The organism is Virgibacillus phasianinus (genome assembly GCF_002216775.1).
In the GTDB taxonomy this organism is placed as follows: domain Bacteria; phylum Bacillota; class Bacilli; order Bacillales; family Amphibacillaceae; genus Virgibacillus_F; species Virgibacillus_F phasianinus.
Window position 1 is genome coordinate 1,827,195 of record NZ_CP022315.1, and the last position, 15,361, is coordinate 1,842,555.

Below are 15,361 nucleotides of genomic sequence, written 5' to 3' on the forward strand. Positions count from 1 at the left end.
ATTTTTGATGCCACCTAATTGGGTATTTCTTTCGATTATAGATAGTAGAGAGTTTTTTATAAAAAGGGTGGTTGACGATGAATTATATTAAACAGCTGAACGAATTTCATTTTAGAATTGATTTGGAGCCGATTTCGGTTAATGCACGCTCACTATGGTATACATTAACGGATATTAATAATAAATTATGCTGGCGCGAGGAATTTACAGTTGCTGCATCAAAGTTAAGTGATAAAGCAGGATTGACGGAGAGCAGCTTCAAGCGTGCTCGCAAAGAATTAGAGGAAAATGGATATATTCAGGTGACTTCCAGAAATGGAAATCAGTCTGCGTTGTATAAGATGGTTTGTTTATATGCGAATGCGGTTAATAAAACGAATGCCCCTGATCCACAGCATATGCAAAAAGTGGACCACAATCTGGACGGCAACCTGGACGCATTAACTAAACAGAAACAAAAAAGAAAACAAAACAATACAACAAATACAACTACAACAGACGCGGTGGTATTTTTCCAAGATAATTTCGGTTTGATCAATCCGTATGTGGCGAATGACATTATTCAGTGGGTTTCGGATGCAGGCGAACCCATTGTTTTGCATGCGATGAAGCGTGCTTTGGAACAGGGGAAAGGAAATTGGGGATATGTGAAGGGGATTCTCCAGGCGTGGGCCAAAAAGGGAATTACCGAGGTAGAAGCTGCCCAGGAAGAAGAGAAGAACTTTCGTGTTGGGCGTGAGAGGAAGCCGCGTTCGTATGGCGGGAGTGGGACAGTTATTAGTGAAGTGATACCAGATTGGTTTAGGGAACAGAAGCGCAAGAAGCGGAAACAAGTGGTAGAGATGGTGGAAGTGATGGATCCTGTTGCGGAGAAGGAAGAGGTTGAGAGATTGCTGGCGGGGTTGAGGCAAGGATGATTGGTTGGCTGGTGAATGGGTGAGGGTGGAATGATAGCAGGAACAATACCGGAACCATTGCAGGAACAATACCCGGAACAATAAAAGGAACCATTTCCGGATCAATACCGGAACATACTTATACATAAATAAAATAAAAAGAGAAGAGGGGAAGGGGACAGGTGCGAAACAATAAAAAGGTGGGAGTTTCAGGATAAACCCGAAAAAGATAAAAGCACTGAATGTTTGATGGTGTTAGTGCAAATACAACCATTTCAATTTTTAATTTTAAATTAAAATTATAATTTTCTAATTTATATATTTCCATAATTTCACATAATGGTATAATAGTCCTATAACCATTAGAAGGGATGGTGTATAACTTGGATTCTGCCTACCTACATAATTCCGTTTTTAACATTGAACTGAAAAGAAGAGAATTAGAACAGAAAAAACTAACAAGGTCAGAAGTTATACGTTGGTTCGAAGTCAATTATCGTGTTTTTTCAAAGAAGAGTGCTTTTACCTGTTTATGCTGCAACAAACCGGTAAATATGAATTTAATCAAAGAAGAAGGAAGACCCTTTTACTTTAGGCATATTGATGAAAGTGAATGTTCTTATTCTGAAAACACAAACACCTATCATAAGCATGTCTCTAAGCATGAGGATAAATCTAAAAAAGATATTGGACTCACCATTTTTCGTGAGTTATTAGAGGGAGAGTTGAAACCTTACAATGCAGAAATTGGGAGGGGGTATCATTACAGAAAGAAACTCTCGTTTATTCCGGATTTTATCATAAAGTTTCCGAATTCTGATGAACGTTGGGCGATTGATTATTTTACTGCCATTAATCAAGGGTTAACATCCGGAAGTTATGCCCGACACCTTTCCAAACGAATGAAAACCTATAAAGAAGAGGAATTTAAGCACTTTTCATTTGTTGATAGCAGTTGGCTTTCCTTTTTAGACGAAACGAATAAAGGCACCCTCCTAAAGGCTGAAACCTATGTAACTAGTAAGACACATGAAGATGATCTTTGGGATACATTTCTAACCGAAAATGTACAGGGTGAACTATTAGACTACTTAACACAAGATACAGGTACAGAAGTGGAAGAGTTTAATACGATGAATATTGCATATGTAGATGTTTTTAATCGATTATGTACCATCTTCCGTTTCATACCAATATCGCAACATGATCGCACTATAACGTTTTATAAATTATCTTCTTCAGAGGTGCCTCTGGATCGGGCTTTGTCGATGAATGCACAACAAAACCATTTTGTATTTTCAAAGGAGAATGAGGACGGAAAGAGAAACGATTTTCTTAAGGAACTAATTGAACGGAAAGCACAATTTGAGCTAGAACAAAAAATGTTGGATGAGGAGCAACAAAGAATCAAAGAAATGGACGAAGAAAAGCAAAAACAAATTCAGAAAGCAAAGTATCTGGAAGATGAAAAATTTGAAAGAGAAAGACAAGAAACGATGAGAATAGCCGCTCAAAGGCCAATTGAGGTTCATCCAGATTATTGGGATTATCAAAAACAAAGAAAGTTCCAGTTTGGTAAATATACCTATCAACAAAGCCAACCTGAATCCAGTTACAAGAAAACTGAGGATAGTATAGACAAAAAGAAAGAAAAGAAGGTTAGAGAAGCGCTTCTGTCGCATCCTATTAAGGGTGAACTGTATATTGATGGGGAAACTAGGGCTTGGCGGAAAGCAATATTGAAATGGATAGATGAAAATCAATCTGGTGAAACGATGGTTGTTTCGTTAGAGAAGTTAATTGGTCATATGAAAAGTTCTGGGGTCTCTTTTAATCAAAATGATAACCTTGCAAAGTATCCGGTTAAGGTATTTCTTGAGTTTTATGTGAAGACGATAAAAGCAGAGCTTAAGAAAAGGATTAATCTTTCTTTTCAGGAATAGGCTCCCCGTTTCAAACAAAACCATCCAAAAGAGATAGTCTATAACTTATGAACTGAATAGGTTTATTTTGCATTAACACAATAGCAAATTGATAATACAGTTATTGTTCTAAATGAAAGGCCTACAAAATGGAAATGTAAATGCTGTCCTGGGGGATTAGTGTTATGGAGAAAATTAAAATTAAAAAAAATGTGTTTACTTATAATGTTGATGAAAATAATAAACTTGTTAAGCCCGTTGACGTATTTAAATCATGGATTCAAGGTTATCAAGAAAAACGTTCTAGGGCGGAGGAAGAGGAGGGATTGAGGTTTCCTCAATATGGTGCGTTGAATGCAATCAGAGCTCATTGGACAATAAGTAATGAGACTGCCACTATAGTCATGCCAACAGGTACAGGAAAAACGGAGACCATGTTTGCTACAATTCTTTCAGAAAGACTAAAAACAACCCTAATTGTTGTACCCTCAAACTTATTAAGGAAACAAATTTATGAAAATGTCCAGCACTTCGGGATATTTCCAAGGATAGGTATGGTGGACCCATCAATTTTAATGCCTAATACTACCATTTTGGCTAGTATTCCATCAAATATTGATGAACTAAAAGAACTAGTAGAAAATTCAAATGTCATAGTATCGACAATGTCCTTATTAGCTAAATTTGAAGGTTCATATAAAGAGCATTTATCTACAATATGTGACACATTAATTATTGATGAGGCCCATCATATTGCAGCAAGCACGTGGTCTAATTTTAAAGAGTATTTCAGGGAGAAAAAGATACTTCAATTCACCGCTACACCATATAGAGATGATGGGAAGCGAATAGCTGGTAAACTCATATATAACTATCCCTTGGCTTTAGCCCAGGATCAAGGGTACTTCAAAAACATAGAATACTATCCCGTTGAAGAATTTGATGAATTAAAAGGGGATATAGCTATCGCAAAAAGGGCTGTAGAGATCCTAAAAAAAGATATGGATAAAGGAAATAAACATATAATTTTAGCAAGAGCAGGTAATAGGGACAGAGCAAAGTTTCTTTTTGACAATATTTATAGCAAATATTACTCAGAATTTAACCCCGTGTTGGTAATCAGTGGACAACCTAAATCAGTAAATACCTCGTCTATGAAAAAATTACGGGAATACAAATGTCAAATTGTAGTTTGTGTAGATATGTTTGGAGAAGGAGTAGATATTCCTTCCTTAAAGATTGCTGCTGTTCATGATAAGTATAAAACGCTGCCAATAACGCTTCAATTTATCGGTAGGTTTGCACGTTCAAAGGAGAACTTAGGTGATGCCAAGTTAATTACCAATATAGCTAATGATGACCTAAAAAATCAAATGGCAGAATTATTCCAACAGGATTCTGATTGGAACAAACTTCTAAGTGTAGTTTCTACTGAGAAAATTGCCGAGGAGATAAATATACACACCTTGTTAGAAAGTCTAGATAATAAAGATATTTCTGATATAGATATTTATCAATTACAAATGAAAATTAGCACAAGAATGTTTAACTATTCAAAAAGCGAATGGCTTAATGAAAATTGGACAAAAGTTTTAGATCCCGATAACGCTATGTGCTACTATTCAAAATCAGAGAAACTAATGGTTTTAGTTGAAAAGGTTGAATCTACTGTTGCTTGGTCAACTCAAAAAGCTATTACTGAACTAGATTGGAATCTGTTCGTGATTTATTATGATACTGTCAATAACATAATTCATGTTAATGAAACCGATCAAGGAAAAGGAAACAGACTTATTGAAGCCATGTTTCCTGAAAGCAATAGAATTCAAGGTGATGTAATTTTTAGAATACTAGATGGTGTGAATAGATTGATGATTGGAACATTAGGGTTGCGAAATGAACTACCTGGGAAAGTAAGTTATAGAATGTTTGCAGGAACAGATGTGGCTGAGGGAGTTTCAAACGCAATTAGGGGAACATCAACAAAATCAAACCTATTTGGTAATGGCTTTAATGGGAATGGAAAAATTAGCATTGGTTGTTCTTATAGAGGGAAAGTTTGGTCCAGATGGATTGAATCAATAAATTATTGGAAAAATTGGTGTAACCATATGTCAAAGAAAGTTAGAGATAATAATATAAATCCCGTGGATATCTTAGAAGGATCTTTAAGAGGAATAATGGTTTCTTCTTTTCCAAAGGGAATTTTATATAAAGCTGAATTAGCAAATGATGCTGAACTAGAAAATTCACCAAGAAAGGGATTTATTGTAGAAAAAAGTGATAAAATAGTACCCCTATCTGATTGTGAACTGAATATCAATAATGAAAAGAGTGACAATGAAAAGCTCATTTTAACGTTAGAAATTCAAGGTAGAAAAATTGAGTTTCAGTATTCGTTAACCGAAGACTATTTTAAAATTACTAAGATAAGTAAAACGGAAATATTTTATGTATCGGGGAAGACTAAAATCACTGCACAAGAATATTTTATGAATGAGCCTCCAAGAGTTTGGATTATGGGGGAAGGTAAAATATACTCATTAGAGTCAAATATACAGGTGGAATTATATGGACCAACTAGTGGTAAGTTTGGTGGAAAACAAATCTTTCCAATAGATTGGGAACAACTTAATGTTAATATAAAAAAAGAGTCCCAAGGGAGACATAAAGATTCAACCTCAATTCAATATTCTATGATTAATCATGTTTTGCAAAAAGATGACTATCAGATTATTTTTGATGATGATGGTTCCGGAGAAGTTGCTGATATTGTAGCAATTAAGGAAACAAATGAAATGATAGAATTCGACTTTTTCCATTGTAAGTATTCTAGTAAAGAAATTCCAGGTGCGAGAACGAAGGATTTATACGAGGTATGTGGACAAACCGAGAAATCCCTACGTTGGGCAAATGATTACGTGTCATTGGTGGAAAGATTGATGTATAGAGAAAATAGGTATTTGGCGAAAACGGGGACAGATTCTAGAATCGAAAAGGGTTCTCTTAATGACTTGAATACTATCAAAAATAAATTGAAGGCTGGTAAGAAAGCTCGAATAAACATGAATATTGTTCAACCTGGTGTACAAAGTAAAATAATTTCAGATGAAATGAATATTATTTTATTAGCATGTGAATCATTTTTGCGCGATACTTATGGTTCCAATGTAGTTTTGTATTGTAGTTAGATGTATAGAGATTCTATGTAGAGTTCATTTTGGAAATAAGATTAAATTGTTTTGAATAGGAAGATACAGGTCTAAAAGCAGGCATTTAGGTTTTTAATCAATGCCTTTAGTTAATGTGTAAATATCCAAAAATATAATCTATATCCAGGAATGAAGAGGTATTGTAAAAAGCACAATACCTCTTTTTTAATTAAATCTATTAATAATCTATTTTAAAGAAATATGGGATTCTCCCAAATATGAAGGAAAGGAAAGAACTTAAACATTAGAACCTATGCTACTAAAACTAAAGTTAACCACCCAAATCCAACTCCCTCGTACTATCCCGTAACTTTAATCGTCAAACCTTAAAACAATTCTGTAGTGGGACAAGGAACCTGTCCCCACGTCCCACTACCCTCTATCCACAACTTTTTCTCCACGAAAATAAACCTTTCTTATATCTTCAATATCCACTATTTCCAATCCAGGGATACCTTTGGCTACCAAGAAGTTTGCATCCATGCCTTTTTTTAACCTTCCAAATCGGTCAGCTTTACCCAATATTTCAGCTGGATTTGCTGTTAGTAATGCAAGAATCTGATTTTCATCATATCCGTTTTCCTTTAGCTGTTTCATTCCAGGGTTGGCGATTAACATTAGAGTGTCGGGACCTCGCAATTTTTGATCGTCAAAAGGTAGCCATTCAACATTTTGATACGGGGGTAAATAGGAATCTGTTGCGATGGATACATCGATATTATTATTTAGCAGTTCTACTATGTTTTTGGGTGAATTTGGTTCTAGATGGGTCCCTCCTAACGGTGTGGCGACAATTTTTACACCATGTAATGCAGCCTTTTCTATTTGTTTCTTTGAAATACCGTGGGCATGATGAAGCACGTCAATACCGGCCTCAAGAGCCATTTCTATACCCTCTACACCTGCAACATGGACACCGATTTTTTTATCGTGTTCGTGAAAAATCCTGACAATTTGTTTTAATTCATTCAGGGAGTATATGATTTCCCCAGCGCGTGGAACCTCATCAGGTGTAAAGTTAGCCGGTGTTGCATTGATGAATAGATTTTCTCCTGGGTAGTCAGTTTGTTCGGCCATTATTTTCACTAATAAGGGGTCAGAAAGGTCGGACTGGTGTACTGATTTTGATTTGGTAATCGACGTAAAATGAGCTAATCTATCAAATCCAATGGAAATACTTGTGGCTGCGAATGAAATATCTAGTGGGAAGTCCTTGATAAAACTGCGATAATCATCCATCGCAAAATCACTGTTCGGGTGTCCACAGATTTGTTCACCTAAGGCCGTAATTCCAGACATTAGAGCATGGAGCAATATCGATTTACCTGCTAATACATGCGTGCTGGCTGTTATTGGGTATAGGGATGAAGGGGCGAATTCTAACAAATGTGTATGACAATCTACCAAAGATGGGGTGATAACGTAGTCAGAATAGTCATGTCTCTGCAATGTCGGGAAGCGTTTTTTTAATGTGAGCCAATCTCCAACTTCAGCTATTTTTCCATCACTAATCATCATTCCCCCGTCATAAATGGTCCCTAAATCACTTATCGTTACGATTTTTCCTGCGTGAATCAAATAAGAATCCTTCATTTTTTACACCACCAAGTAAGGAGTTAAGAAATAACCGAGTATGCAAGCAGTTGCAACACGGATCAGAATCCCGATTAATGAAGCATAGATAACTTCTCTTTCACATAAGTCCGATGTTTCAGCCCATATAGCGGGTATCTGTCCAATAATGACGTAAATCGGAAGCCCCGAATTTGCTAGAACAAATGATCCGACAATTAGGCGTGGGTCAATGGTTGCAGCCAAATCAGCAAGTTGTGCTACTGCTAAGGTTGGGGCAACAAGAAATGAAACAATTCCTGTGTCTGGCTCAATGCTAACCATTGTAAGTAATGCTGCCATACTCGTTTCAATCGTATCCCAAATGCCCGCAAATTTTAATATTCCAATGAAGAGGAATACAACCGAAACTGCGGGAATAATAACCAAAAACAGTAACTCAGTTCCTTCTTTTGCAGATGAAAAGAATGTATTCAACATTGTAGTTTTAGGTGTAAACCTGGGAAGTTCTTCTAAGGTAACTTTTTTGGTGTCGCGATAAATCGTATTTGATAAAACAAACGGAACAATAATTAATGGTGCAAATATAGATAAAAGGATTAGCAGAAATGAATCGATACCAAAGATAGATAATGCAATAAGTCCCAATACAAATGTCGCAAAGGATTGCGGGGACTGGATCATGGTTGCTACAGCAATTTTTTGTTCAGCTTTAGTTGCTTTTGCTTTTACCAGGATTGGCCCAGCAATTTTCCCCGCCGCGTTAATATCACCAAGAATGTTGTAGGCGCTAGGAATAATAACAGCCGGATTAATTTTGAACCATTTCATTATAGGGACAAAAAGACGAATTAGCCCGTCAGTAAAACCAAATCGTTCTAATACCCTCCCTACGATCACGCTGGCAATGACAGCAATCCCAACCTCACTTGTTAAGAAGGTGTCAACAACTACTGGCTTAATTTCCTTCACGATAGTATCAAATAGCCGTGATAGTGAATCTGGTGCAAAGAAAAGTACTGTGAGGGAACCAATAACGATTAAAATACCTATCACTTCAAAGAGATGCCACTTTGATCGGTTCTGGGGAGTTTTTGAAACAGACTCCTGCTCATTAGCCATATCCATTCCTCCATAACGTTTTATTATAGAGTATGATGGGAGGGGGGATATGTGCCTGGGTGTTAGAAGGGATTAGAATTTGAATTTAGTCAATATTTAAGCAAAGAGGGGGTTATTGAACAGGTAATTGGAGGAACAATTGATGTTACCACAATATCAATTTCCACGAAAAGGATTTAAGGTTAGGGAAATAGAAGATGATGAGAGGGAGCAAATTTTTCTTTCTAAGAACTTAACAGGAAGGAATTAGATAGTTATGTGCATTAATGACAAAAGAACAGAGGAGAATCATCTTAGAGTGATCATTGAGAAGCCGAAACAGGCGATGGTAGAAAATAGTACTGTACAAAAAAACCGAAAAATATAAAATTTTATGTTTTTTTGTAAATACACTTTTTCTATCTCATTGTATTCTAATGTTAAATAATACAAAGGGGTGAAGTTAGTGAAAAAGTCGGTACTATTAGTATTTACATCAATGATAGTTATGCTTTTGTTAGTTGCATGCAACAACAGTGATACATCTGAAGCGAATAGTGAAAATGGTGGGGGAGATTCATCTGATAAAATAGTTGTAGGTTTCTCACAAATTGGTGCAGAGAGCGGATGGAGAACCGCTGAGACCGAGTCAATTAAAGAGACTTTGGGGAAAGCCCTGATTTTGAATTAAAATTCTCGGATGCTCAGCAAAAGCAGGAAAACCAAATTAAAGCTATTAGAAGTTTTATTGCTCAACAAGTTGATTTAATTGCATTGGCACCAGTTGTAGAATCTGGTTGGGAAAAAGTGCTAACTGAAGCTAAGGATGCAGAAATCCCGGTAATCTTGTTAGACCGTGGTATTGATGTAGAGGATGAATCCTTATACACAAGCTTTATCGGCTCCGACTTCATAACGGAAGGTGAAAACGCTGCCAAGGAATTAATTAAATTAATGGGTGAAGAGACAAAAGTTAATATTGTAGAGTTACAAGGTACGGTAGGAGCAAGCTCTGCAAACGACCGTATGGAAGGCTTTGCAAATATAATAAATGAAAATCCAAACTATGAAATAATTAAATCGCAAACAGGTGAGTTCACACGTTCCAAAGGTAAAGAAGTTATGGAGGCATTTTTGAAATCAGATGGGGAAAACATTGATGCAGTATACGCTCATAATGATGACATGGCTCTAGGTGCTATCCAAGCTATTGAAGAATACGGGTTAAAACCTGGAGAAGATATTAAAATTGTATCTGTAGACGGTATAAAAGATATTTTTGAAGCTGTTGCTGCAGGAAAGTCAAATATTATTGTAGAGTGTAATCCGTTATTAGGACCACAGCTTGCTCAAGCTGCAAAAGATCTACAAGCCGGAAAAGAAATTGAACGATGGATTAAAGCGGATGAAAGTGTTTTTGTAGGAAAAGAAGAAGCTGAAGCTGCATTACCATCACGTAAATACTAGTATAAAAACGGAATTGTTTATAGCAATTCCGTTTTTTATTTCACCGATAAACTAATGAAATATTACGATAACTATTGAAATATGAATGTAATATTGTTAATAATATAAATAATGAAACAATAAGGAGGGGAGAAGAAGCCAATTAACCTTGATAAGCTATTAACCCATTTCAATAATAAAAGTATCCGTTTTAAACTGTTATCCTATTTTATTATTATTATTATTTTATCTGTAATGACATTGGGTATTTTTGGGGGGAATATGTTCAAAAGTACGCTCGAGGAAGAAACCAATAGAAATACCGATCAAATGATTGATCAGGTATGGAATAATATAGAGATGCTAATACAAATGAACGACAATATTATGTATTATTTGTCAAAGGAAGAGGCAGTTAAGCAATTTATGAAGAAAAATCCTTCCAAAAAGTTGAAAACAGCTGTAAATGAAGAAATGGAAATTTATACAGACAGACATCCGGAAGTTGCCGGCATACTATTAGTTAACAAGTATGGCGATTTTACTAGTAGAGAGATCGATCGTATTTCCAGAGACCCGCTTACAAAGGAGTCATGGTATAAAAAAGCCGTCCAATCACCGGAAACAATTCAGTTAATAAGCAACTCTATTGGTAGAAACATCAAAAATACCTCTAATTATCAAAGAAACAATGTGCTAACACTCGTAAAAGCAGTAGTAAATCCAACAACCAAAGAGGTCCAAGGTGTACTATTAATTGATTTAAAATTGGACTCTATAAAAGAGGTTATTGAGTCTGTAAAGATTGGGAAAAGCGGATTTATATTTATCATGGATGAGGATGGAAATGTTGTATATTCACCAGTAAATCCAATTGTCTATAGAATTCACCCGGATTGGCTAGCGGCTAAGGAGTCGCCTCCCATTGAAAAAGAGATTGAAGGAAGCAGATACCAATTTATTTATAATACGATACCGGATATCGGCTGGAAGATAGTAGGGGTATTTTCAATAGATGAAACGACAGAGGTTGTTTCTGATGTTATGTGGTTCACATTTGGTATTGCAGTTATTACGCTGATAATTGGATCAATTGTTTCGGTGTTCTTCGCAAGTACTATAACGAAACCCGTGAATAAGCTGAAAACACTCATGAGAAATGTTGAAGATGGACGATTCGATATGCGTTTTAATTCAAAGTATAACGACGAGATTGGACAATTAGGTAATAACTACAACAGGATGATTCAGGAAATTGAAAGGCTTATTCAATTAGTTTATATGGAACAAAAAAGAAAAAGGGAAGCGGAACTTAAAATATTACAAGCTCAAATAAATCCTCATTTTTTGTATAATACGCTAGACACCATACAATGGATGGCTTATGAATACAAGGCAAACAAAATTGTGGAATTGGTAAATGCACTTACAACTTTATTTCGAATTGGGCTAAATAAAGGAAATGAAATTATTTCCGTAGAGGATGAAGTTGAACATGTTGAAAGTTACCTTATCATACAAATGACCCGTTATGAATCTAAACTAGAATATGAAATAAACGCTGATAAAACAGTAAAAGAATACAAAGTATTAAAGCTTATACTGCAGCCTTTAGTTGAAAATGCCATATACCATGGAATTCGAAACAAAAGGGGCAAAGGGAAGATTACTATTTTAGTGACTCAAAAGGCCGATATGCTGATATTAGAGGTGAATGATACTGGGATTGGGATTCAAAAAGATGTACTTGACCGCCTTAACGATACATTGAAAAACAAAACTGATGAACAAAAAAAAGGTTTCGGTTTGTATAACGTAAGTGAACGAATAAAACTTACATACGGGTCTGAATATGGATTAGAAGTTTTTAGTGAATATAATGAAGGTACAACCGTTATTGCAAAACTTCCTATCAAGAAAAAATAAAGCATTTTCAATGACCGTGGGGGGTTAATTATGTGGAAATTATTAATTGCCGAAGATGAAACTACAATCAGAAAAGGGTTAAGACATGCTGTTAACTGGGAAGAATACGCAATTCATACAATCGATGAAGCAGAGGATGGAGAAATAGCCCTGGAAATGGCAAAGGAGAAAAAGCCGGATATATTATTTATCGATATCAATATGCCGTTTCTCAATGGCGTTGAATTGATGGAACAATTGCGTAAACATCTTCCGAACTCAATTTTTATTGTAATAACAGGCTATGATGAATTTAATTATGCACAAAAGGCATTAAAGGTTGGTGCGTTCGACTATTTATTAAAACCTGTTAGAAAAGGAGATCTGGAGAATACTGTTAAAAAGGCAACGGAACAATTAGAAAAAATCGGGATAAGTGGAGATAGGGATATTCTGTTAGAGGGCAATCAGCAGTTACTTAAAGAAAAATTCCTTCAAAATTGGTGTTTAGGCTTAAGTTCAGATAATGAAGTCAAAAAACAATGTCGGTTGCTAAATATTAATTTAGAGGGCAATATTGGTATAAGTATATTTAAAGTGTTACCAGAAATAGATGTCAGTGGAAATGAAACATACTGGAGCGATACCTTAATAATATTTTCATTGAAAAATATTATTGGAGATATTGTGAGCGCTTACCCATCTGCTGAACTATTCGAAGATCATTTGGGTAATATTACGGTTCTAATACCAGAGATTGGAATAGACCAGCTTATTCATATTAATAGAGAAATAAAAGAACAGGCTGAAAGGTTTCTGGGAAAAGTTATTGTTTGTGCTGAGAAGATAATAGATGACTATCTACGTTTACCAAAGCAATATAAATTTTTAGCAGAGGAGGTGAATCCTGAAAGAAATTTATCTCCAATGGTTGTACTAGCGAAAAATTATATTGATCAGCATTATTTTAAACATACTATTTCATTACAGGAAGTTGCTCGCAATGTCCAGATCAATTCTACTTATTTAAGTAAACAAATTAAGAATGAATTGGGTGTTTCCTTTGTGCAATATCTTACAAAAGTGAGAATAAGGAAGGCGCTTATGTTAATGCAGGATCCTTATTTGAAAATCTATGAAGTAGCAGAGATGGTTGGATATAGTACACAGCATTACTTTTCCAATGCGTTTAAGAAAATGGTAGGTATTTCACCAACACTTTACAGGGAAGGTGCAATGAGTAATGACTAAAAAGGCTATTTACGGGGCTATAGTTACGGGATGCATAGGTTTAGCCGTTTTTTTTGTGTTTAACTACCTAGTAAAGGATAGCTTTGCACATACAGAATCAGAAATAGATTATGTCATTGGGGTATCACAGCCGAATTTAAGGGAACCGTGGCAAGTTTTGATGAATGAAGAGATAAAAACGGAAGTTGAAAAGCATAACAATATTAGGGTTATCTATACTGATGCCGCCCAAAGCACCAAGAAACAGATTGAAAACATTCAAACCCTAAGGTCATATGGGATTGATCTATTAATTGTATCAATTGATGATTCTTCGGCATTAAGTCCGGTTATCTCCGATGTCTACCAAGATATTCCTGTTATAGTTTTAGGAAGAGGAGTGGAAGGGTATAATTATACACTTTATATAGGTTCTGATAACTACCTGATTGGAGAGATGGCAGCGGAATCCGCAATCGATTTACTAGGTTATAAGCATCGTAAAAATATTATTGAAATACAAGGATTGCCTAGTACTGCTCAAGCAAGGGAAAGAAGTAATGGATTCAGAAATACAATATTTAAAGAATCGAATAATGTAATTTCCGATGCAATTGTCGCTAACTGGCAAAGGGATAAGGCTGAAGATGGGCTAAAGAAGTTATTAAAAACTCGTAATAAACCTGATTTGATATATGCACATAACGATGCCATGGCTTTAGGGGCATATAGAGCAATTAATTCTATGAATCTTTCAGATGTAATAATAATTGGCAGTGATGGCGTAAATAAATCAAATGGTGGTTTACAATTGGTGAAGGAGAAAAAAATCAATACAACATTTATAACACCTACTGGAGGAAAGGAATCTATAAGATATGCCCTTGACATATTGAGCCAAGAGGTTGAAATACCAAAAAAAGTTATTCTGAGAAATTACGAGGTAACAAAGAAAAATGTAAGTCATTACCTTAAGGGTGAAAGCGCATTAACGAAGTCGGATTCAGATCAAAAGGTAAATCTAACCCTAGGTTTTGCGCAGGTTGGTAATGAAAGTGAGTTTCGCTCTGCTAATACAAAGTCCATTATTGCTGCGGCTGAAAAAGAAGGGATAGATCTGATATTTGAAAATGCAGAGAATAATCAAGAAAAGCAGATTGCAATTATCAAAGGTTTTATTGATAAGGGAGTTGATGTAATAGCATTTTCCCCGATAGTGGAATATGGTTGGGAAGAAGTACTGCAAGAAGCAAAGGATGCTGGAATACCTGTAATTCTATCCGACCGGGAAATAGAAGTAGAAGACCCATCTTTGTGGACTTCCTTCATTGGATCTGATTTTGTGGAGGAAGGGAGAAGGGCAGCCAGATGGTTAGTAAATAATATGCGTACATCAAAAGAAAAGATTAATATAATTGAATTAGAAGGTACAAAAGGTTCTGCACCTGCGTTAGGCAGAAAAGAAGGATTTAATGAAATCTTACGCGATAATCCGAACCTCCAAGTATTGGAATCCCTATCAGGAGATTTTACGTTTAAAAAGGGAAAAGAAATGATGAAAAATGCATTATTACGTTATGGTAAAGACGTGGATGCCGTTTATGCGCATAATGATGATATGGCGATAGGTGCAATTGAAGCAATTGAGGAATTTGGTTTAAAGCCAGGGAATGACATTAAAGTTATTTCAATTGATGCAACAAAAAAGGCCTTGTATGCATTAAGTTCCGAGAAACTAAATTTTTCTGTGGAATGTAATCCATTGTTAGGTCCACAATTAATGAAGGCGGCCATGGATCTAAAGCAAGGAAAAAATATCCCAATGAAAGTGATTACCTCAGAAGAAACATTTACACAAGAGGAAGCAAATAAGGAAATAAAAAGAAGAAGTTATTAAAATTAGAGAAACCCTAAGTGTTACTAAACACCAAGGGTTTTTCTTTTTGCACCTTTATAATGAATAAATCTTTCGGTATAAAATATGTCTAGCTTCTGGGCGCTTACGCTTTTCTTGGTAATCATTGACTGAAAATTGTAAGAAAAGACAACATTTTTTAAATACATTTTGTAATTCGTT

The 15,361-nt window shown here is 35.5% G+C and carries 10 protein-coding genes; 8 read left to right on the plus strand and 2 right to left on the minus strand.

Features of this window, described 5'->3' with window-relative positions:
- Positions 1-77: 77 nt before the first annotated feature.
- From CFK37_RS09045 to CFK37_RS09055, 3 genes are all read left to right on the plus strand, one after another.
- Positions 78-917 (plus strand): DnaD domain-containing protein, encoded by an 840-nt coding sequence (locus tag CFK37_RS09045; protein WP_089061554.1) that lies wholly within the window; start codon positions 78-80, stop codon positions 915-917.
- A 362-nt stretch (positions 918-1,279) separates the two neighbouring features.
- Positions 1,280-2,839 carry a hypothetical protein gene (locus CFK37_RS09050; RefSeq protein ID WP_089061555.1) on the plus strand — a complete coding sequence of 520 codons (1,560 nt, stop codon included), beginning with the start codon at positions 1,280-1,282 and terminating at the stop codon, positions 2,837-2,839.
- Positions 2,840-3,003: 164 nt separating this feature from the next.
- Positions 3,004-6,009, plus strand: coding sequence for a DEAD/DEAH box helicase (locus tag CFK37_RS09055; protein WP_172840480.1), 3,006 nt, complete (start codon positions 3,004-3,006; stop codon positions 6,007-6,009).
- A gap of 393 nt (positions 6,010-6,402) precedes the next feature.
- On the opposite strand, the gene CFK37_RS09060 is transcribed toward CFK37_RS09055, so the two are convergent.
- A complete protein-coding gene (locus CFK37_RS09060) occupies positions 6,403-7,623 on the minus strand; it encodes an amidohydrolase family protein (RefSeq protein ID WP_089061557.1) in 1,221 nt (406 codons plus the stop codon).
- A 3-nt stretch (positions 7,624-7,626) separates the two neighbouring features.
- A complete protein-coding gene (locus CFK37_RS09065; protein WP_172840481.1) occupies positions 7,627-8,724 on the minus strand; it encodes a hypothetical protein in 1,098 nt (365 codons plus the stop codon).
- Between the two features lie 445 nt (positions 8,725-9,169).
- Between CFK37_RS09065 and CFK37_RS20400 the strand changes: the two genes are divergently transcribed.
- The 5 genes from CFK37_RS20400 (at position 9,170) to CFK37_RS09085 (ending at position 15,181) form a co-directional block, all read left to right on the plus strand.
- Positions 9,170-9,394: a hypothetical protein gene (locus CFK37_RS20400; RefSeq protein ID WP_245837343.1), complete on the plus strand. Its 225-nt coding sequence runs from the start codon at positions 9,170-9,172 to the stop codon at positions 9,392-9,394.
- 44 nt (positions 9,395-9,438) lie between these two features.
- Positions 9,439-10,170 (plus strand): ABC transporter substrate-binding protein, encoded by a 732-nt coding sequence (locus CFK37_RS09070; RefSeq protein ID WP_342746758.1) that lies wholly within the window; start codon positions 9,439-9,441, stop codon positions 10,168-10,170.
- Positions 10,171-10,431: 261 nt separating this feature from the next.
- Positions 10,432-12,075, plus strand: coding sequence for a sensor histidine kinase (locus tag CFK37_RS09075; protein ID WP_216639619.1), 1,644 nt, complete (start codon positions 10,432-10,434; stop codon positions 12,073-12,075).
- A 30-nt stretch (positions 12,076-12,105) separates the two neighbouring features.
- On the plus strand, positions 12,106-13,305 hold the full coding sequence (locus tag CFK37_RS09080) for a response regulator transcription factor (RefSeq protein ID WP_089061559.1): 1,200 nt from the start codon (positions 12,106-12,108) through the stop codon (positions 13,303-13,305).
- Positions 13,298-15,181, plus strand: a complete 1,884-nt coding sequence (locus CFK37_RS09085) for a substrate-binding domain-containing protein (protein WP_089061560.1) — start codon at positions 13,298-13,300, stop codon at positions 15,179-15,181. Before CFK37_RS09080 ends, CFK37_RS09085 begins: the two co-directional genes overlap by 8 nt.
- Positions 15,182-15,361: the final 180 nt, after the last annotated feature.

What these genes read in the sequence shown, in the direction of transcription:
- CFK37_RS09075 (WP_216639619.1), top strand. Translation starts at nt 10,432, where the DNA reads ATGTTCAAAAGTACGCTCGAGGAAGAAACCAATAGAAATACCGATCAA.
- CFK37_RS09065 (WP_172840481.1), bottom strand. Translation starts at nt 8,724, where the DNA reads ATGGCTAATGAGCAGGAGTCTGTTTCAAAAACTCCCCAGAACCGATCA.
- CFK37_RS09080 (WP_089061559.1), top strand. Translation starts at nt 12,106, where the DNA reads ATGTGGAAATTATTAATTGCCGAAGATGAAACTACAATCAGAAAAGGG.
- CFK37_RS09085 (WP_089061560.1), top strand. Translation starts at nt 13,298, where the DNA reads ATGACTAAAAAGGCTATTTACGGGGCTATAGTTACGGGATGCATAGGT.
- CFK37_RS09055 (WP_172840480.1), top strand. Translation starts at nt 3,004, where the DNA reads ATGGAGAAAATTAAAATTAAAAAAAATGTGTTTACTTATAATGTTGAT.
- CFK37_RS09060 (WP_089061557.1), bottom strand. Translation starts at nt 7,623, where the DNA reads ATGAAGGATTCTTATTTGATTCACGCAGGAAAAATCGTAACGATAAGT.
- CFK37_RS09045 (WP_089061554.1), top strand. Translation starts at nt 78, where the DNA reads ATGAATTATATTAAACAGCTGAACGAATTTCATTTTAGAATTGATTTG.